Origin of the sequence: Halomonas sp. TP35, assembly GCF_052375975.1 — a bacterium.
Classification (GTDB): domain Bacteria; phylum Pseudomonadota; class Gammaproteobacteria; order Pseudomonadales; family Halomonadaceae; genus Vreelandella; species Vreelandella citrativorans.
Genome location: NZ_JBQSUZ010000006.1, coordinates 159053 through 178621, shown reverse-complemented (window position 1 = coordinate 178621; position 19569 = coordinate 159053). Strand labels below are relative to the sequence as shown.

The following is a 19569-nucleotide window of genomic DNA, read 5'->3' as shown; positions in this document are numbered from 1 at the left end:
CAAGACTACAGGCCGTTGTCAATTGATGATTATTGTCGCACGCCGAATGGATGCCCTCCACGCGCCTTGACGCTTTCCCGGTAGCCCCATAGCATGACCTCAATTCAGGGGCGTACCCCTCCACCTGCCGCGATGAACGGAACCCATGACCGCCAACGTCTCCCCAACCCCGACTGCCAGCCCTACGCCCTCACCGCTGCACGCCGTGGTGGCAGATGACTTTGAAGCCGTCAACCGGACGATTGTTGAGCAGCTCACCTCGAAAGTCCCGCTCGTCGAGACCATTAGCCAATACATTATTGAAAGCGGCGGCAAGCGTTTGCGGCCCATGCTGGTACTGCTGGCAGCTCGTTCACTGGGCTACCAGGGCGACAAGCACATTACCCTGGCCACGCTGATCGAGTTCATGCACACATCCACACTTCTGCATGACGATGTGGTGGATGAGTCTCACATGCGCCGCGGCAAAAAAACCGCCAACGATGCCTGGGGTAACGCGCCATCGGTGTTAGTCGGCGACTTCCTCTATTCGCGCTCATTTCAGCTCATGGTTGATGTTGGGTCGATGCAGATCATGGCGATTCTCTCCAGCGCCACCTGCACCATCGCCGAAGGCGAAGTGCTACAACTGACCAACATTGGCAACCCTAGCGTCTCTGAAGCGGACTACTTTGAAACCATTCAAGGTAAAACCGCCATGCTGTTTGAAGCTGCCAGCCACAGCGGTGCCGTACTTGCTGATGCCACACCAGAGCAAGCCCAGGCGCTACAGTTATATGGCCGTTACCTGGGCCTTGCCTTCCAGTTGATTGATGACCTGTTGGATTACCAGGGCGATGCCGACGCCATGGGTAAAAATGTCGGCGATGACCTGGCCGAAGGCAAGCCCACCCTGCCGCTGATTCACGCCATGGAGCAGGGCACGCCTGAGCAGGCCAAGCTGATTCGCCAGGTGATCCGCAAAGGCGGCCTTGAGCAGCTGGATGACGTACTGGCCATTGTTCACGCCACGGGCGCGCTTGAATACACCCGTAAACGCGCCAATGAAATGGCCGATAAGGCACTGGTGCAATTAGAGTTACTTTCACCCAGCCCGTATCGCGATAGCATGGCGCAACTCGCCCGCCTGGCCGTTGACAGGCAAGCATAAATTCGCACAACAGAGGTGCTGATGCTTGATAAAAAGCGTCCACTTGTGTAAGATACGCCCCGTTGTTGAGCACCGCTCACAACCTTCGGAATATAGCTCAGCTTGGTAGAGCGCTGCCTTCGGGAGGCAGAGGTCGTAGGTTCGAATCCTGCTATTCCGACCAGGAACATATACAAAAACGGCCACTTAGCTTTTAAAGCAAGTGGCCGTTTTTTAATCCACACTTCCGCTAGCCTATTCTTCGAGCAGGTCAGGCGCGATGCTGATAACCTCGTTTCTATAGTCATTCAGCGCTTTTTCAAACAGCTCTATCCAAGCAGCGTTGGTAGCAAACGGGCGAATCTGGCGAGTGCGGACAAGAATACTTTCTTGCGTTTCACTAGATCGTAGCTCAAGGGTTGTGGAGATCCGAGTATTCAAGGTAGTTTCCAGTCCCGGAGTGAGCCACCCCCAAAACTCATCGATATAAACATCTATAACCGGACTATTAGCGGCAGCAACTGCTGACTGAGGAAGCACACTGTAACCGGATTCGTTCAGAGCAAGGGCCAAATTGCTACGCACCACGCTATCAACAGTTTGTCCATTCTCCAACAAAACGTCTCCTATCGCATAACCGTATTTATTCTTTTTCCGACCAATCGCTCTTGCTTTGGTCTGGTCGGATGCTTTACTTGCTCCGCCTTTTCCAAGAGAAGGAGTGCTCGGATTAATCGGTGACTCTTCGAAAACTCGCCGATCTATAACTTCTCCTATTACTATGGTCTGCTCTGTACTCGCATATTGGTTTGAATTTGCCTCCGGCAGCGGCAACACTATTTCGCTACGGTTGAGAGCACAACCAGACAACAGCACTAAACCGAAAACTGCTAAAAACCTTGAGCATCTATTAGTTATCAACTCTTTATTCCCTTAACGTTAGTTTTCATATGAAGCTCGTCTAATAACCTTTGTTATTAGATATGAAAAGCTTCGTCCCTAGGACGAACTATGTCAACTTAGACATAGCTGAACGTCTCTTATTGCTTCATCAACATACGTGTTTAACGATCAACCAGCGCCTCACTCTTCCGGCTTTGCCAAAACAGCCAGTTGGGTCAACCTATTGGCACAGTGTCGCTGTCGATACACCAGCACCAAAATAGTAGCTTGCTAACGACAGTGCTATTATCAGTGCCTTTGCCATCTCGATGTTCATCTAGGGAAGCTCACCATCAACCATTTAACCCATACCAAAGCCGTACTGCTGTTTGCCAGCACCATGACGGTGATGTCGGGTGCGATTATTGCGCCTGCTTTGCCGGGTATCAGCCGCCATTTTTCGGATCATCCGCAGGTGTTGATTCAACTGATCCTGACGCTTCCTGCGCTGATGATTACGCTGTTCAGCCCGCTAATGGGCTATCTGGCCGACCGGTTTGGGCGCAAGCCTCTACTCCTGATGATGTTGTCCATTTATGGCCTGGCGGGTGGAGCGGGCTTCTTGATTGATAGCGTGAACCTGTTGTTAGCATCACGGGCGCTGATGGGCATCGCCGTGGCCGGTATTTTAAGTATTAGTACTACGCTAGTTGGCGACTATTTTGATGGCCCCGAGCGAGTGCGTTTTTTGGGTCTGCAAAGTAGCTGCATGGCGCTCGGTGGCGTGGTGTTTATTAATCTGGGTGGGCTACTCTCCGACTGGAGTTGGCGGGGGCCTTTCCTGCTTTACCTAACCGGGGTGTTTCTACTGCCTTATGCCTGGGCGATGCTCAAGGCGCCTAAGCTTCAAAGCAATGCGCAGGCAGGCAGCGTCAACGCGCCAGTCAAGGTCGACTATATGCGCACCGGGATTGCCTATCTGGCGGGCATGCTGAGCATGATGATGTTTTACATGTTTCCGGCGCAACTGCCTTTTTTACTTTCAGAGCAGGGTGAGGTCAGCGGTTTAGCCATCGGCATTGCGCTCTCGACCGCCGCCTTTACCGCCAGCATCGTGTCGTTCTGCTATGGCTACTACAAACCCTTTTTGTCGGTCATGACGATCTATATAGCGGGCTTTGTACTGGCCGCGCTGGGCTTTCTGGTGGTGGGCCTTACGCAGAGTTATGCCATGGCGATTGTCGGCGCGGCCATTTCGGGGCTTGGCCTGGGCGCCTTTATGCCCAACACCACGGCCTGGCTGATGCGTATTACGCCACAGCGAGTGCGTGGCCGCGTGTTTGGTGGCTTTACCGCTACCTTCTTTCTTGGTCAGTTTATCTCGCCCATTGCGGTCGCCCCTGCGGTTACCTGGCTTGAGTCACTGCGCAATGTCTATACCGGCATGGCCGTGCTCTGCTGCGTGTTGGCGGTGATACTGGTGATCCTGAGCAGGACGCTGCTACGCGCCGACAGCACGCTTTAAGCGGTAGCAACGTTTTCATACCAAGCCGATAATCAAGAAGGCGAAAATACCAACCCTATGATGCTGACAAAGATCAGCACCGCGCCCAGCACCCGGAAGAACACGCCTGTATCGGCTTTGATGATATAGCGGTGCGCCCGCTCACCCACCAGGTGCCCGGCATACGCACAGGGCAATAGCCATAGCTGATGGATCAGCTGTAGGTCCACACCGGCAAACACAAACGAGATCATCTTGATCACGACCAGAATGAACCACAGCACGAACATGGTATCGCGCAGCTGCTCCTTGGCGACATGTGAGGCAAACACCGCCACAATCAGCGGCGCACCAATCAGCGACGTACCGCTGACATAGCCGCCCAGGGCCAGCAGCACATAGTCGACGTACCTGTTGTTGCTTTGAAACGGCTTATTGAGCACATAGCCAACAGCGTAGACCAGCACGATGCCGAAAATGATGCTGGTCATGATAGAGGCAGGCAGCGTTAACAGGCCCACCACGCCAACCAGCTTGGGGATGATCATAATTTTCAGGGCCTTGCGTAAATAGGCCCAATCAATATTGCTCTGTGCCGACGCGTTGCCACTCTCTCGCTTTATTTGGCGGTTACCCTGCCAAGCGATCCAGCTGGAGAAGATCAGCAGATGAATGGCGATAATTGGCAGGAAAAGTAGTGGATCGTTAACCACCAAGAGTAGAAACGGCAACGCCAGCACCGCGCCGCCAAACCCCAGGCTGGTTCTGACAAAACCGCTCCAGGCAAAAATCAGCCCGATCAACGCATACTGATACCACAACAAATCCGCCATTCACTTGCGTCCCTGGTTATCACGTTGGTTATCAAAATGATGATCCGCCTACCGCCCACCAGCTGGGTAATAGCGCCTGCACGCGGGTGTGGGCAAAACGATCATCCATTAATACCACAACCCCTTCATCAGAGGGGCTGCGGATCACCCGTCCGGCGGCCTGTACCACCTTGATCATCCCCGGAATGCGGTAGGTGTAGTCATCGCCCTGGCCAAATCTTGCCGTGAGGCGCGCTTTAAGGGCTTCGTTGAAAGCGTTAAAGGGCGGTAAGCCCAGCGTTGCGATAAACGCACCAATCAGTCGGTCGCCGGGCAGGTCGATACCTTCAGCAAAGGCGCCGCCCAGCACCGCAAAGCCGATGCCCTGCCCACCCGGCGTAAAACGCTGCAAGAACGCTTCGCGCTCGGCTTCACGCATGCCCGGCGTTTGGGCAAATGCAGGGATGTCAGGGTGCTGTTCACAAAACAGCTTAAGCGCGGCATTGAGGTAGGTGAAACTGCTAAAAAATGCTAGATAGTGGCCCGGCGCCTGCTCATACTGCTGGGCCATTTCGGCCACCATCGGCGCAAGCGATGCCTCCCGGTCGCGAAAGCGGGTCGAGATATCCCGGCGAATGCACACTTCAAGCTGGCGGGCCACAAAGGGCGAGCACACTTCGCGCCACACCGTGTGCGCTGGCAGGCCCAGCAAATCACGGTAATAATGGGCAGGCGTTAGGGTGGCTGAGAACAGTACGGCACTATGCGCAGCGTTGAAGCGTGGCGCTAAAAAGTCTGCCGGTATCAGATTACGCAGACCGATTAGCGCCTTCCCTCGGCCTTTTAATGTGAGATCACACAGCGAGTGATCGCCGAAATTCTCCGCCAGGCGGCAAAATGCCAGCGCCTCAAACAGCAGCTCCTGCAGCTCATAAGAGATATCTTCGGGGTGCTCGCCCAGGTGGTTGGTGATCGAGGCGGCAACGTTCTGAAGGGCGCCCACCAGCTTATCGGGTAGCGACTCAAGCAGGTGATAGCCTTCCCGCTCAGCATCATCCGGCTTACTTTCGGCGACATCTTTCACCACGGCCTGCCACTGCCGACCCAGGCTTGCCAATGAGCGGCTCAGGGCTTTCGGGGCGCTACGCTTAACGCGATTAAAACGCTGCTGGTCAAGCTCGGCGCTATACATGCCACGTGCCCGCTCAACCAGGTTGTGCGCTTCATCCACCAATAATCCCACTCGCCAATCATTAGCTTGTGCCAGGCCATGCAGCAGCGCATGGCGATCAAACCAGTGGTTAACGTCGCCCACAATCACATCGGCCCAGCGCGCCAGTTCCTGGCCCAGGTAATAAGGACAAACACTGTGAGTAAGCGCTAACTTGCGCAGCGTTTCGCGGTCCCACCCGCTTTCAGCCACGGCGGCCTGGCGTGCAGCGGGCAGGCGGTCATAGAAGCCCGCCGCTAACGGGCAGGCATCACCATGGCAGGCGGTTCCGGGGTACTCGCAGGCTTTTTCACGGGCAATGAGTTCCAGCACACGCGGCGCGCTGTTATCAGAATGTTCGGCGGATTGTACAGAAGAGCGAAGCTGAGCCAGGGCGTCCAACGCCAAGCGGCGCCCGGGTGTTTTCATGGTCAGAAAAGCAATCCGATCAAGCTGCTGACGAGGCATGGCGGTGAGCATGGGAAACAGCGTGGCCAACGTTTTGCCGATCCCGGTAGGCGCCTGGGCCAGCAGGCAGCGCCCGGTGCTGGCGGCCTTATAAACATCTTCGGCAAGCTCACGCTGGCCGGGGCGAAACGTGGCATAGGGAAAGCTGAGTGTTGTTAACGCTAAATCACGCGCCTTGCGATGCACCGCTTCCTGTTCGGCCCAGGCAATAAAGCGCTCGCACTGGGTGATAAAAAACGCCTCAAGCTCAGATGCTCGCGCTTTCTGGCTAAGCAAAGTCTCTTTTTCAGTGGCGATATCCAGATACACCAACGTCAGCGTAACTTCATCCAGGCCGCGTTCTTTGCATAACAGGGCGCCGTAGATTTTTACCTGCGCCCAGTGCAGCGCGCGCTGGTTGTCGGCCATGCGCTCAAGGCTACCGCGGTAGGTCTTGACCTCCTCCAAACGGTTTTCGGCAGGATCGTACCCATCAGAGCGTCCGGTGACGGCCAGGCTTTTGTAGGTACCGGAAAGCGGCATTTCGGCAATATAGTCATCGCCTCGGCGGCTGGCCACCAGGCGATGCCCGGCCATGCCTTCCTGAGCACTGGGCGAAGGGGTAAAGCGGTGATCCAGGTCACCCTCGCGGGCGGTAAAATCACACAGTGCGCGAACGGCTATCCGATACTCCGCAGCGCTACTCATAACGTACCTAGCGAGTCAGCCAGCCACTGCACGTAACATACTGCAACCGGAATACGATGCTGATGAAAAAATGCCAGCCAGCGGCGCTGGTTATCCTGAAGCCGGTCACCAGGGCCTTTCACTTCAATAAGCCGATAGCGGGGTTCATTCTTCGGTGCGTTGGGTAAAAACTGGATCAAGTCGGGCAACCCTGCCCGGTTAGCTTTAAGGTCTTGTAAAAGCCGTTCAAAACAGGCTTTCAAGTGGGCGGCAGGCAGGCACTCAAGCGCCAGCGCTAAAAGCGTTTCATCCAGCAATGGCCAGTGCACAAAGGGGGACGCCAGGCCGTGTTTTTGCTGCCTGGTTGTGTGAATCGTCTGCCGGTAGCTGCCATCCTCTAGCTGTGCCAGGCACTTATCAAACAAACCACGCCGCCGAGCGACGAAATCTTCACGATAAAGATCCGCAGGCCCGCTATGAAACGGATGAAAAAACGCCCCTGGCAGAGGAGCAAAGATAGCGGGCCAGCAGAGCAGGCCAAACAAGCCGGTGATTAGCATGTTTTCCGCATAGTACACCGGCGCTTCAGGTGTGCCGACGTGCTGCCCAACGGCGCGCTCTACCGGCTGAGGGCCGGGAAGCATTAACTCCCAGCGCGTGTAGGCGGGCTCATGCACCGGCGGCTGCGCCTCCATTTTCAACTTTTTACGCAGCCGAGGCAGCAACCGAGCGAGTGCCTGAGCTTCGGTTTCATTGGGCGTAAGTCGCTGGGCATTCGTTGCCAGCTCAAATGCCTCCTGATACCTCCCCAGCCGCTCCAATACGCGCAGTTGGCGAACGCGGGCTTCGCTGCTACCCGCTTGTGCATAAAGTAAAATGGCCTGCTCGGTTTGGCCACTGCGCTCCGCTTCGCGGCCCATCTGCAACACCACGCGGGCATGCCGAGTCGCTAACCAGGCGTTAGCGGGTTTGGGCGGTAGCTCATGCTGTAGATGTTCAAGTGGCTCGCCCTCTTCAAGACGCTGCCTAAGCCTATGCAAGACGAAGTAAGCATTCACTTCTTCGCGTTTCTGAAAGGCACGCGAGGCGGCGGTGAACGGTACCTTTTCAAACCGCTGAAGCCCAAGCTCCGTCAGCACGAACTCGGCCCAGTCCTGGCGCAGGTTGCCAAAGAACATCAGCCGTAACCGGTCGCACACGTCCATTACGTTAAGGCGCACGATGCTGTCCGACGCTTTTGGCCACCACTCGGTTAACGGTTTTATCTCAGTGAGCTGGGGCGTTAGCGTGGCCTGGAGTACCGCTTTGCCAGCAGACGCGGGCAGCCCCGCATCGCGTATAGGCGTTGCCAAGGCTGAGCGCAGCTCGGCCAAGCGCAGTTGATGAAACAGCTCATTCACACTCAGCGCCGGGGCAGTATCCACCCAACCAAGCGAGGCCAAAGGTGCGAGGGCATCTGCCGTGTCGCCTATTTCCGGGTAGTTGAGTTTGTAAAGCCGGAACAGCTCGCCCTTGCGCATTACCATACGGGTAAGCAACGCCTGGGAAGAGCGCGGCAGCGTATCAAAGCGGCTTATAAAGGTGAGTTCGTCGGTATCTAGAAGGTCAGCGTGGCGCTCACCCACCCACCCCAGCACGAAGCGGAAGTTCGTCAGGTAGTAGAAGGGGTCGTCGAGCGAAGCAGTAACGGAAGTGGCAGAAGCACTGTTCATGCATCCATTGTATCAGCGCGATTTGCCCCGCGTCATGGGCTATTTCAGCCCACGCGGTGCTGCCTTAACACCTCAAGTGCATCATCCACTTCGTCATGGGAAACGCTGGAAGACACGGGGGATTGGCGGGTGGTGCGAGGCTTCGCACTATCACCTACCAGTACGTACCATTCGGCTTCGGTGAGGTAGTGCTGACACCAACGACCCAGGCCGTCGGCGACTACGTCACGGCTCTGCTCGCCACCGCGAAAGCCGTGGGCCAAGTAAAGCAGGTCCTGCCGGGCGGTGCGCGCACGGGCATTGCCGCCATGCACCTTGGAAAGCGGGCAGCGCCGGTCGTAGGCCGCGTTGGTTAACGCATTAAGCCAACGCTCCAATTCATGCCCCTGAATACCGCCGTAAACTGCCACGCCTGCGCTCCCTGCCCGTTAGTGGGGGCGTTAGCCTGCCCTAATAAAGGCCAGCTGTCATCTATCTCGCGAGTTTATCTGCTCAAACCCTTGTAGCACATTGACGACGTTGACACCTATTTCTTCAACCGCATAGCCTCCCTCCATTAAAAAGGTGGTGGGTAGACCGGCTTCTGCCAAACGCTTGCCCAAGGCAATAAAGTCATCGCGCTTGAAAGTGAACGCGCTAATAGGGTCGCCTTCGAAGATATCCACGCCGAGCGATACGATCAACAGCTCACACTCATGGGTTTTGATGGCAATAAGCGCCTGCTCCAGCGTTTGCATCCAGGTGGCTACGCTGGTGCCAGGCGCCATCGGGTAGTTGAGGTTGAAGCCCTGCCCTTCGCCCGTACCGGTTTCATCGGCGTAGCCTAGATAGTAGGGAAAGGTCACATCAGGGTCGCCATGTAGCGAAGCAAATAGAACGTCGTTACGCGCATAGAAAATCTGTTGGGTGCCGTTGCCATGGTGGAAGTCGACATCCAGCACCGCCACGCGGCGTCGGCCTGCATCCAGCGCGTGCTGGGCAGCAATCGCGGCATTGTTAAAAAAGCAGTAGCCACCAAACTGGTCAAATGCAGCGTGGTGCCCCGGCGGGCGGCACAACCCAAAGCTGGGCTCTCCCGTGGCCAAGGTATATTCCTCAGCACCCAACGCGGCGTCCTTACTCGCCATGGCCGCTTCAAAGGTGCCTTCACAGATAGAGGTTTCCGCCGCAAGCGCGTAGTAGCCAAGCTGGCCACTCACCGAGAGCGGAATTTTATCCTGACGCAGGGTGCGCGCTGGCCAGATATTGGGGATCGCCTCACCGCTATGCCCGGCTGCTTGCCATGCCTGCCAGCAGGTTTCAAGGAAGCTGACGTAACTGGCGTCGTGAATCGCACATACCGGCTCAAGGCCATAGGCGTCAGGAGCGCGCACTTCGAAACCGGCCTGGCGCAGTTGTTCGAGCACCAGGTCAACACGCTCGGGGCACTCAAAGGGGCTGACAAGTGCCCCGTCATGAAGCTCCGTTCGCGCCTGGCGCAAACGACTATCCTCAGAGAAAAACGTCAGCATGTTGGCTCCTGAATAACCGGGAAAGGCGGCAGGCTCGTATAAAAACGAGCGCTTTAGCTTTACGTTAGCTTAATCCACTTCTATCGAAAGCGGCCAGCGCGTTGCCCAATGACGTTTTTGAACAGAGGTTTGCTGTTTCAACTGATACTCCGCCCGGCTGGCGGCGGCCCTATCTTCAAACGGCTGGGCGCCCAGCAGAGCAACCGGTGGGTTAGCACGGGTATAACGCGCCCCTTTGCCCGCACAGTGGGCGCGATAGCGTTTAGCGATATTGTTGGTGATGCCCACATAAGTCCCGCGTCGGCACTCTAATAAGTAAACATACCAAGGGGTTGAGGGTAACGACATCCCAGCTCCTTAGGGAGATAAATGGGCAATAAAGGCTTGCAGGGCTTCCACTGGCATCGGCTTGGCCAGTAGATAGCCCTGGAAAATATCACACTGATAGCCCAGCAGGCGCTGATACTGCTCTTCGGTCTCCACTCCTTCAGCCACGACCTTGAGCCCCAAGTGGTGAGCCATGGAGATAATCCCTTGCACAATCGCCGCATCATCGTAGCTATTGGTGAGTTCATTAATAAAGCTGCGGTCAATTTTCACCGTGCTAATAGGCAGGTCCTTAAGATAACTAAGGCTTGAATAGCCCGTACCAAAATCATCAATCGACACGCCAATATGCATACTGCGCAGGGCATGCAGCGTATCGATCGCGCCTTCAGCGTTATCCGTCAAAATACCTTCGGTCAGTTCCAGACTCAGCTGTTCAGCCGGTAGGCCGGTGGTTAGCAGGGTTTGGCGCAGCGTGGCAAGAAAATTGGAGCGCTGGAACTGGAGCGGTGAAAGGTTAACCGCCACACGTATTTTACCCAGCCCTTGTTGCGCCAGTGACTGCATATCCTGGCAAGCACGTTGGAGTGCCCACTCACTGATCGGAATAATTTGCCCGGTGGTTTCTGCCAGCGGAATAAACCGCGCGGGAGAGATAAAGCCTTTTTCCGGATGCTCCCAGCGCAGTAGCGCTTCTACACCGGCAAGCTTTCCTTCCCGATTCATTAACGGCTGGTAATGCAGTGCGAACTCTTCGCGCTCAATGGCTTCCTGGAGATCATTACGCAGCACCATGCGCTCGCTAACCGTATCGGTAAACGCGTGGGTAAACCACTCGTAGGCATTACGCCCTTGCTGCTTGGCCTTGTACATCGCCATATCGGCTTGTTGAATCAGCGTTTTTGGCTGAAGTGTATCTGGCTGGCTCATCGCGATACCGATACTCGCGGTCAGGTAAAGCTCTTGGGATTCAATACGGTAAGGGCGCGCTAACATAGGCAGCAACCGCTCCACCAAATCAACAACGTCAGACTCGTCGTTAATCGCCGTTTGCAGAATAACGAACTCATCCCCGCCCATACGGGCAACCGTATCCTCAGGCCTGACCGCATTGATAAGCCTACGGGCGACTTCGACCAACACCTGATCACCCACTGCATGCCCCAAGTTGTCGTTAATGGGCTTGAAATCATCCAGATCCACAAACAGCACGGCCAGACGCTTTTTATCCTTACCCAGCGTAGAAAACTGCTTTAACAGCATTTCCTCAAAGAATGTACGGTTAGGCAGGCGGGTCAGGTCATCATGTGAAGCATTGTGAGCCAAACGCGCCTCGTACGCTTTATGCTCGGAAATATCTTGCTGCACGCCGACAAAGTGCGTTACCTGATCGTCCTGGTCGCGTACCGGCGCTATATACAGATCATTCCAGAATAGCGTGCCATCTTTGCGGTAATTGCAGATAGTGACGTTGACGTCTTTCTGCTCATTAATACAAGCACGAATGCGTTGGATAACCGCCGGATCGCTGCCAGGCCCCTGAAGCAGGCGACAGTTTTTACCAAGGATTTCCTCCTGGCGATATCCCGTTATTAACGTAAACGCTTTATTGGCATAAACAATGGGCAAATCAGGCTGTCCAGCATCGGCGATCACAATGCCGTTAACGCTGGCTTCCACACTGCGCTCCAGGATACGCAGGCGAGACTCCTGTTGACGGGCAGCTGTCACCTCCTGAGCAATGGCATGCACCCCTTGCACGGTGTTATGCACCACCATCGGCAGATGAATAATATCCAATTGATGCAAACGACCCGCGCGGTCTTTCAGATTGAGTTCATATCGGTCAATCCCCCCTTGCAGGGCCGTTTCAATATAGGCCTCTACGCGCGTCACATCCTGTTCAGCAATAAAGAAGGTGAACGGCTTGCCGAGCATTTCCTCAACGGAGTAACCGGTCAGTGACGCGCAGGTGGCATTGGCCGTTACAAAGCAGCCCGCCTCATCCAGGGTAAATACCGCATCAGGATGATGGGTAAACAATGAGCGATAGCGCTGCTCGCTCTCCTCCAACGAGCTCCGCACCTGAAAACGCTCAACAGCCAGCGCCATCAAGCCAGCCGCTTTTTCAATTCGCACCGTATCGGCACTGCCTGGGGTGCTGGGCTTTGGGTAGTAAACTGCAATAGTGCCTACCAGTTGGCCCTCGCCACCGTAGACAGGGCTCGACCAACAGGAGGCAAGCCCCGCCTGTTTGGAAACGCCATGATAGCCCCGCCAGCGCTCGTCCTCGGCAATATTAGCGCATATCACCGTTGCCCCCTGATAGGCGGCACTACCACAAGCGCCATTATTCGCGCTGATCAAAATGCGTTGTATCGCGCTGCGATAAGCGGCGGGCAGTCGGTCTCCCGCGATGAATTCCAGGTGAGTACCTGTCTCGTTAGCCAACATGACAGAACAGATTGCCGAAGGTAACTCGCGCTCCAACATAAGACACAGACTTTCCAGCGTTTCCTTTAGGGGCTGCTCTTGGGCAATCATGTGCTGAATCGCCTGCTGGTCTTCCAATGACTGACGCGTCTGAACAAGCTCGCGGGCACGAGAAACACTGACGCTCACAACGCCAAGACTAAAAGCCAACAAACCACTAAGCAGCAAGCTGCCTAACGCAACCGCAAACGACAGCAGGTTCAATTGATGCCAGTTGTGCTGGTTACCTGGGTAGACATAAAGCACCAGGTTAATGCCGCCGGGCAAGCCGATATAGCGTGACGCCAGCGCAAGCTCTGGCGTTTCCATGCGGTCGGCAGCAAAACCAGCGGGGTGTAGCTTCATCAGCGGCATGTCATCACGATTCACTCTCACCTGGAAAGGGCCCACCTCTAGGCGCAACTCGTTTTCCAACATGGTGGCCAGGTTAAAACTGGCGAACAGGTAACGATTGTTAGCGGGAACCGGGATAACAAATACCGCTTCGTGGGGTCGGCTGGTATCCGTCATCAACATCCTTGGACGACCGAGCGGAATTTGCATCCAGGCACGTGTTTGCTCTTCCTCCAACTGCTGACGTAGCCATCGTTCCATTTCAACCGTCCGCCCCACTCCCCACTCCCAGGACAACTGCTGCTGATCAACTATCGCAATGGCGCTAATACTGGGGATGTCCCGCAGATAGTGTTGTGCGTCATTATCCAACAGGTTCACATCCCAGTCTGTGCCCATGGCGTTCAGCCGCTCCGCCATTCGTTGCATTAATCGCAAGCGGTCTTGTGTTGCCCGCTCGATATTGAGTTGAACGTTATCCAATAGATAGGCGGCTTGCTGTTGCAGCGACGTTTGTTGATAAGCGTTTAACAATAACCAGATAAAACAACTGATCGTAACGCCCCATAGCGAGGCGACGACGGTCACCCGACCTGGATTTAGACGTTGCGGTTTACCCCGTAAGCCTGCTGCCAGCATGGCGGTACCTAAAAAGCAGGTAATGACCAATGCACTCATGGGCGACGATGAGAACAGAGGAGATGCACCGCTTAGCGTAAGCCATAGTTTTCCAACCACAAAAAGGGCAAGCCCCCACAGGCTTAGCCCACCGGCTATCCATAACCAGCGCCGCCATGCGGTAGAAAGCCCCAACCAAAAGCACACCCCAATCATTAAAAAAAAGCCTGCCGACAAGCTGGTGATACGCGGCCCATTGCTGAGCCATGAGTCGCCTCGACCGCCTTCCAGGCTATTATGTACCAAGGTGTAGGTGACAACCAAAAACAGAGATAAGATACTGATAGTTCTTGTTTTTCTCCACCCCTGAAGCGACGCCAGCAGCGCAATGCCGACCAGCAGAGTGACCAGTGCTCCATCCGGCACTAGCGTTGCAAAAAATGGCCGTGTCGGCACACTGAGACCGACCACCACCCCGACGACTCCCATGCAAACGAGGGTTGCCGATATCATAAGTAGCAGGGTTTCCAACGCCAATTGGCGCGTATTTATCCGCATGGTTCTACGCCCCATCAGGCCTTGGCATTGATATCTTTCACCGTCCCAAGTGTACCCGTTCTGTGAGTGATACCAGCTCATTAAATTGCTCATCCAAATAGTCGCGATAAGTGCTCAGCGACCGATAATCAATTAATGAGCCATACTCATGTGTAATCCGATGACGTAATGGCTCGCTGGCAAGCGCGTAAGCTAACGCATCGTTCAAAACGGCAAGCTCTCCCGGTGGTGTTCCTGCAGGCGCAAACACACCTCGGTCGCTCGTATGGACCAGATCAATTCCCTGCTCACGAAGCGTAAGAACGTCCGGCAACCCAGAGAGTCGCTCACTCCCCGCTACGGCCAGTGGCACCAAGGCACCCGAGACAAAAAGAGTGCCCGCCGAGGGCAGGTTAAGCATGGCGAAATCAATTTCTCTAGCCACCAAAGCTTCTACCTCGGAGGCCGTATCAGGAAAATGAACCAACTGTACATCCGAGAGCGAGATACCGCTTTGTTCAAAAAACTGCAGCCAGAACAAGTGGTCGGTGGAGTTAGCGATAACGCCAAACTTGAGCGGGGTTGAGGAAGTCTGCACTAACGCGCCAATATCGCTGGCTTGTTGAGCCGCATGCCCTGCATACGTGGCGGGAATATTAATCGTGCGAACCAGCAGTGACACCGGCGCAAAGTCTGCATGGGAAAACGAAGCGAGCCCCGCCAGGTACGAAAGATCAATCGTTTGATGACTACCGAGCAACGTATAACCATCGGGCGAGGCATTTTTGACATACTGAGCGCCCCGCATGGCTTCACGACCGGGCATATTAACCACAAGCACTGGCTGGTCTAGATAAATTTGTGCCGTGTCAAAAATATCCCGAAACAACACATCGGTCGCCCCTCCTAAACCAAAGGGAATGACAACGGTAATTTCTCTATCCGGGTACCGATTTTCAGCAAACGTGAACGTCGTTCCCCACAATAACAACCCACTGACAAACCCTAATGTGATGCAATAACGAGCGAGTCCCCTGCCACTATATGCCATGACATCAACCCCTCGTTTTTATTAGTTAACGCATAGCTACTCTTTGCAACATAGCTTTAATTTTCGGCCGCTACCACAAAAGCAGGGATCGTTACGCCGCGGCTTGAGACGCACGACCTCAGGCGTCCCATCCACGTACCACCACCGGCTCTGCTCAAACACGAAACGCGAGTTTTCTTCAAGCATGTGCCAGCGGCCACGCTCTTTGAAATAAGCGCGAAAATGAATATAACCTTTATCAGCATCGGGGGGCGTCTCTTCGGATGCTGCTTTAACAATGATGAGAGCTTTCCACTCGGTGTTAAGGTCCGGTGATAGCGCTTCAGGGCGAGTGCTCACGTGCCAAGTGGCAAGCACGTAGTCGCATAGATTCAGCGCAAAGGCACTGTAGCGAGAGCGCATTAGCGCTTCCGGGGTAGGGGCTGGCGCGCCATCGTGGTAACGGCCACAGCATACGTCAGTCGACAACCCTGTACCGCAAGGGCAACTTTTTTCAATTAGAGACATCATAGAAAGGCTCATATATCACGGTCACTTAAGCCTAACCGATAATCCTTAAAACCGTCCTACACATGGCCTATGTTTTATTCGATTTTGGTCCCATGTTAAGCGTATAGTGGCTGAGCAAGATTTTTTTGGCTTACGGAGTACGAAACACGACCCAATATTCTTTCCAAATGCAGCGGAGGTTCTCATGAAGGTTTATAAACCCGAATGGCAGTGCACGTTTAGCGTAAACGAAGGCGCAGAAGAATCAGCCAACTGGAAAGAGCGAGTCGCCTGGCGGCTGCGGGCGATAGCCGACCGTTTGGACGGTGTTGGTCGGACGCTGAAGGTTAATTGTCATGTTTCTCCTCAGGTCAGCCAGGAGGAAATGGATACCTGCCTGGGCAAAGGGTTTGAAGTCACCCAGCAGCTATTGACCCAACTGGCGCACCAGCAGGCGTGTGAAGATGTAATGCGCAATGCCAAAGCCGAGCTTTTCGAGCATAACCATCAGCACTGAAGTGGTTCGCAAGCAGTCTCGACTTTCCACTCCGCAACGGGGTGGGAAGTTTCTTGTAGGATCACTTTATTGCTTCGTCAGCCTTGCTGATCAACATCCGAATGAACCCCTCCAGCAGCGGATTCGCCTCCCCCTTTCGGCTCACCGCCACCAGCATGGTACTGATGTCAATGTCATTGACAGGTAGAAACACGACATCTCTTCGGTTATTGGTCGTAATCGAACCGCTCACTAACGTGACTCCCAACCCTGCTCCCACCAGAGCCAACGCCGTGTGTATTTCAATCGCGTCATGGATGACCGCTGGGCGCACGCCTCTTTCGTCGAGATACGTCAGCATCTTTTGACCGAAAGGGCTACGTTTATCTTTCGGATAGAGAATGAAGGGTAATTGCTCGAAATCGCGGATGGAAAAGCTGTCGCGCTTGGCCAGCGGATGATCGATGGGCAAGGCGACCCAGAAAGGGTCATTGATGATAACCTCGTACTGCATGTCCGCCTGCCGCTCGAAGGTGCCGATGAATCGCGAGACACCGACATCGATGCGGTGCTGCCTTAATCGCTCTTCCTGATATTCCGACAGTACTTCAACAAGATCCAGATGAACCTCTGGATGCTCCTCACGGTAACTCTTGATCACGCTGGGCAATAATGAAAAAAGCGTTGAGCGGATGAAACCCACTCCCAACCATCCACCGCTCCCATTAGCCACTTGCCTAGCCTCTTGCTCCAACCGTGAAGCCTGAGCCAATAGCTCTTTTGCACGGGGATAGACGAACTTTCCCAGCGAAGTGAGCTTCATCGGCCGCGTTGCGCGATCAAAGAGCTCCCCACCCAAGACTTGTTCCAGCAGCGCGACCTGCGCACTGATAGCAGTCGGCGCCACAAAAAGCCGCTTGGCAGCCGCACTTCCGCCACCGGCATCGACCACTTCGCAGAAATAACGTATCTGTCGTAAATTCATTTTTTTTGGACTTATGTGCGCTATTCGCTGATTGATTAAAGATAATCGATTATAGACAATCAATAGACAATAGTGAAATTGTTGTCAACCTAGGAACACAATAATGATAAATAAGCATCTCGCTTCACAACTCAGTCAGTTCAGTAGCGCCTCTATCTATGAAGCGCAAGGTGCTGTCGGCGCACTCGACAGCGGTATCAAGCCTCTCTGCTCCTCCATGCGCCTTTCTGGGCCCGCGTTCACGGTCGATATACGCCCAAGCGACAATCTCATGCTGCATTACGCCTTACTGCATATTCAGCCGGGTGATGTACTGGTGGTCGATGCCAAGCGCTTCATCGAAGCGGGTCCTTGGGGGGATATTCTCACCGAGCAGGCGATCAGCAAAGGCGTTTCGGGTCTCATCATCAACGGTTCGGTCAGGGATGCCCAAGTGATAAAAACGCTGGGCTTCCCTGTCTTCTGCCGCGGCTTGAGCATCAAAGGCACCGCCAAGAAGCAGCCGGGCAGAATCAATGTTCCTATTTGCATCGGGGACACGGTCATTCACTCAGGGGACTATGTGTTTGGAGACGAGGACGGTGTCGTGGCGGTTCCGCAGCAGAATCTCGCTGCGGTGCTAGAAGCCACTGTAGAGCGCGAAAGCACTGAAGCCTCATACCGAGAAGAGATCAAGAAAGGGCGCAACACAGTCGATCTGCTCGGCCTGAAGGATACCTTGCAGCGCCTCGACCTGGTCTGAAGCCGGCGAAAACTATGTCTTTTCAGACCATGGCCATTAGACGCCAGCCACGCATCCATAACTATAAATCTATACGACAGATATAAAGAAAGAGGTTAAACATGAAAACGATAACAACCATCAGCATACTCTCCTGCCTTTCACTGCCCATGATGTTCGCCGCCCCTGCGGCAGCGGATACCTATCCAGAAAGGCCCATTTCGGCGCTCATATCCTTCGGCGCCGGAGGTAATACGGACGTGGGCGCACGTATCCTGTTTCCGGGCGTCGAGCGCGAGCTTGGCGTACCACTCAATATCATCAACCGTCCAGGCGGCGGTGGCTGGGTAGGTTGGACGCAACTGCTCAATTCACCCAGTGACGGCTACACCCTGGGATACATCAACACACCCAACTTGATCACGGGCTACTTGGACCCCCAATATCGCCGTAATGTCGACCTGGATGACTTCGAGTTCATTGCCAACCATGTCACGGACTACGGTGTTATTTCGATCAATAAAAACGAGACACGCTTCAGCAATATCGACGAGCTGGTGGAGTATGCTCAGTCAAACATATTGACAGCATCCACCACGGGGGCAAATGGTGATGATCATATCGCCATGTTGAAGATGAACCGCCACTACGATACGCAATTCGTGCCTGTACATACCACCGGCACCGCAGAACAACGTGCCGCCATTCAGGGAGGTCACGTCGATGTCAACTTCTCCAATGTGGGCGATACCAACATGGCGCATCGCAACGGTGACCTGAACATCATTGCGATCATGGCGCCGGAACGTTCGGCGTTCATTCCCGACGTTCCCACTCTTGAGGAGCTTGGCTATTCAGGCGTGATCTCTTGGTCGGCACGAGGTATCGCAGCACCAAAAGGGATCGACCCTGCTCAGCGCGAGCTGCTGGAGGCAGCATTCGTTCGCGGCATGCAGGACCCTGAGCACATGGCCAAGATGGAAGAGATGGGCCTGATGGTCGATATCCGCACTGGAGAGGCCTACCGAGAGATGCTGGAGGAAGAGGAGGAGAGCGTTCGCGCACTCGAAGGCCTGCTCGGCTGGTAGTCCGAGTCCCTGGCCGCGGCAGTTTCCCACTTCACGGCCAGCCCCATCTCACGCCGTTCTCTACAAGAATAAATTGGTGGTTTTATGAAAACGCTCCATATGGACGTGGCTATTGGGTTAGCCATGCTGCTGTTCACGATCGTGTTTTATAGTCTCACAGTGATGATGCCCGCTGACCCAGCGGTGTTCCCCAAACTCATTCTTTCCGTTTTAGGCCTGTTTTCGCTACTGATCCTCGCCTCGGGCATCTCCAAGACACGGGGCCCCCTAAAGGCAAACGTCAACTCCGCGCCCATTTTCACCCATGTGCGCGGTCCTGCCGTGACGTTTACCGCCCTGTGTATCTATTTAGCGCTCATCAGCGTACTTGGCTTCTTTACGGCCAGCTCCCTCGCCGCCATTTTTTTCATGTTTTACTTTGGCCTCAAGTCGTATGTCCAAATGTTATTCGTCCTCGTGCTGATGAATACTTTTGTCTATTTACTGTTCGTCTGGCAGCTTCGTATCTCGCTGCCTACCGGACTACTTTTATAGAGG

At 54.6% G+C, this 19569-nt stretch carries 17 protein-coding genes and 1 tRNA gene; 7 read left to right on the top strand and 11 right to left on the bottom strand.

Translation table 11 applies throughout. The annotated features are described in order from the left end of the window. Nucleotides 1-145: 145 nt before the first annotated feature. Both ispB and ACT3RU_RS09835 read left to right on the top strand, forming a co-directional pair. Nucleotides 146-1150, top strand: coding sequence for an octaprenyl diphosphate synthase (gene ispB, locus ACT3RU_RS09840; protein ID WP_192527348.1), 1005 nt, complete (start codon nucleotides 146-148; stop codon nucleotides 1148-1150). A gap of 86 nt (nucleotides 1151-1236) precedes the next feature. Next, nucleotides 1237-1313: transfer RNA gene (locus ACT3RU_RS09835), tRNA-Pro, on the top strand. A gap of 71 nt (nucleotides 1314-1384) precedes the next feature. On the opposite strand, the gene ACT3RU_RS09830 is transcribed toward ACT3RU_RS09835, so the two are convergent. Continuing rightward, the gene (locus ACT3RU_RS09830; RefSeq protein WP_192527347.1) at nucleotides 1385-2050 is read right to left on the bottom strand and encodes a flagellar biosynthesis protein; all 666 of its coding nucleotides are present in this window, start codon (nucleotides 2048-2050) and stop codon (nucleotides 1385-1387) included. A 313-nt stretch (nucleotides 2051-2363) separates the two neighbouring features. Here ACT3RU_RS09830 and ACT3RU_RS09825 point away from each other — a divergent pair, with 313 nt between their 5' ends. Further along, nucleotides 2364-3536 carry an MFS transporter gene (locus ACT3RU_RS09825; RefSeq protein WP_441673951.1) on the top strand — a complete coding sequence of 391 codons (1173 nt, stop codon included), beginning with the start codon at nucleotides 2364-2366 and terminating at the stop codon, nucleotides 3534-3536. A gap of 32 nt (nucleotides 3537-3568) precedes the next feature. On the opposite strand, the gene ACT3RU_RS09820 is transcribed toward ACT3RU_RS09825, so the two are convergent. The 9 genes from ACT3RU_RS09820 to ACT3RU_RS09780 form a co-directional block, all read right to left on the bottom strand. Then, complete coding sequence (locus tag ACT3RU_RS09820; RefSeq protein WP_193053597.1) at nucleotides 3569-4348, bottom strand: sulfite exporter TauE/SafE family protein; 780 nt, start codon at nucleotides 4346-4348, stop codon at nucleotides 3569-3571. A 31-nt stretch (nucleotides 4349-4379) separates the two neighbouring features. Further along, nucleotides 4380-6692 carry an ATP-dependent DNA helicase gene (locus ACT3RU_RS09815; RefSeq protein ID WP_193053598.1) on the bottom strand — a complete coding sequence of 771 codons (2313 nt, stop codon included), beginning with the start codon at nucleotides 6690-6692 and terminating at the stop codon, nucleotides 4380-4382. After that, entirely contained in the window at nucleotides 6689-8383 is a 1695-nt protein-coding gene (locus tag ACT3RU_RS09810; RefSeq protein WP_193053599.1) for a VRR-NUC domain-containing protein, read from the bottom strand. The genes ACT3RU_RS09815 and ACT3RU_RS09810 overlap by 4 nt, the downstream gene beginning before the upstream one ends. Nucleotides 8384-8427: 44 nt before the next feature. Then, nucleotides 8428-8793 carry a hypothetical protein gene (locus tag ACT3RU_RS09805; protein ID WP_193053600.1) on the bottom strand — a complete coding sequence of 122 codons (366 nt, stop codon included), beginning with the start codon at nucleotides 8791-8793 and terminating at the stop codon, nucleotides 8428-8430. A gap of 57 nt (nucleotides 8794-8850) precedes the next feature. Beyond that, a complete protein-coding gene (locus ACT3RU_RS09800) occupies nucleotides 8851-9894 on the bottom strand; it encodes a histone deacetylase family protein (protein ID WP_193053601.1) in 1044 nt (347 codons plus the stop codon). 69 nt (nucleotides 9895-9963) lie between these two features. Beyond that, nucleotides 9964-10242 (bottom strand): GIY-YIG nuclease family protein, encoded by a 279-nt coding sequence (locus tag ACT3RU_RS09795; protein WP_087108829.1) that lies wholly within the window; start codon nucleotides 10240-10242, stop codon nucleotides 9964-9966. Nucleotides 10243-10251: 9 nt separating this feature from the next. Next, nucleotides 10252-14223 carry an EAL domain-containing protein gene (locus ACT3RU_RS09790; RefSeq protein WP_226912061.1) on the bottom strand — a complete coding sequence of 1324 codons (3972 nt, stop codon included), beginning with the start codon at nucleotides 14221-14223 and terminating at the stop codon, nucleotides 10252-10254. Nucleotides 14224-14260: 37 nt separating this feature from the next. After that, nucleotides 14261-15253, bottom strand: a complete 993-nt coding sequence (locus ACT3RU_RS09785; RefSeq protein ID WP_193053602.1) for a tripartite tricarboxylate transporter substrate binding protein — start codon at nucleotides 15251-15253, stop codon at nucleotides 14261-14263. A 36-nt stretch (nucleotides 15254-15289) separates the two neighbouring features. Further along, on the bottom strand, nucleotides 15290-15763 hold the full coding sequence (locus ACT3RU_RS09780) for a YchJ family protein (protein ID WP_193053603.1): 474 nt from the start codon (nucleotides 15761-15763) through the stop codon (nucleotides 15290-15292). A 184-nt stretch (nucleotides 15764-15947) separates the two neighbouring features. Between ACT3RU_RS09780 and ACT3RU_RS09775 the strand changes: the two genes are divergently transcribed. Next, nucleotides 15948-16259: a hypothetical protein gene (locus ACT3RU_RS09775; protein WP_193053604.1), complete on the top strand. Its 312-nt coding sequence runs from the start codon at nucleotides 15948-15950 to the stop codon at nucleotides 16257-16259. A gap of 61 nt (nucleotides 16260-16320) precedes the next feature. On the opposite strand, the gene ACT3RU_RS09770 is transcribed toward ACT3RU_RS09775, so the two are convergent. Continuing rightward, nucleotides 16321-17223, bottom strand: coding sequence for a LysR family transcriptional regulator (locus ACT3RU_RS09770; protein WP_193053605.1), 903 nt, complete (start codon nucleotides 17221-17223; stop codon nucleotides 16321-16323). Nucleotides 17224-17326: 103 nt separating this feature from the next. Between ACT3RU_RS09770 and ACT3RU_RS09765 the strand changes: the two genes are divergently transcribed. The 3 genes from ACT3RU_RS09765 (at nucleotide 17327) to ACT3RU_RS09755 (ending at nucleotide 19566) form a co-directional block, all read left to right on the top strand. Continuing rightward, nucleotides 17327-17965 carry a 4-carboxy-4-hydroxy-2-oxoadipate aldolase/oxaloacetate decarboxylase gene (locus tag ACT3RU_RS09765; RefSeq protein ID WP_193053606.1) on the top strand — a complete coding sequence of 213 codons (639 nt, stop codon included), beginning with the start codon at nucleotides 17327-17329 and terminating at the stop codon, nucleotides 17963-17965. 101 nt (nucleotides 17966-18066) lie between these two features. Next, complete coding sequence (locus ACT3RU_RS09760) at nucleotides 18067-19032, top strand: tripartite tricarboxylate transporter substrate binding protein (protein WP_193053607.1); 966 nt, start codon at nucleotides 18067-18069, stop codon at nucleotides 19030-19032. An 84-nt stretch (nucleotides 19033-19116) separates the two neighbouring features. Further along, nucleotides 19117-19566, top strand: a complete 450-nt coding sequence (locus ACT3RU_RS09755) for a tripartite tricarboxylate transporter TctB family protein (protein WP_193053608.1) — start codon at nucleotides 19117-19119, stop codon at nucleotides 19564-19566. Nucleotides 19567-19569: the final 3 nt, after the last annotated feature.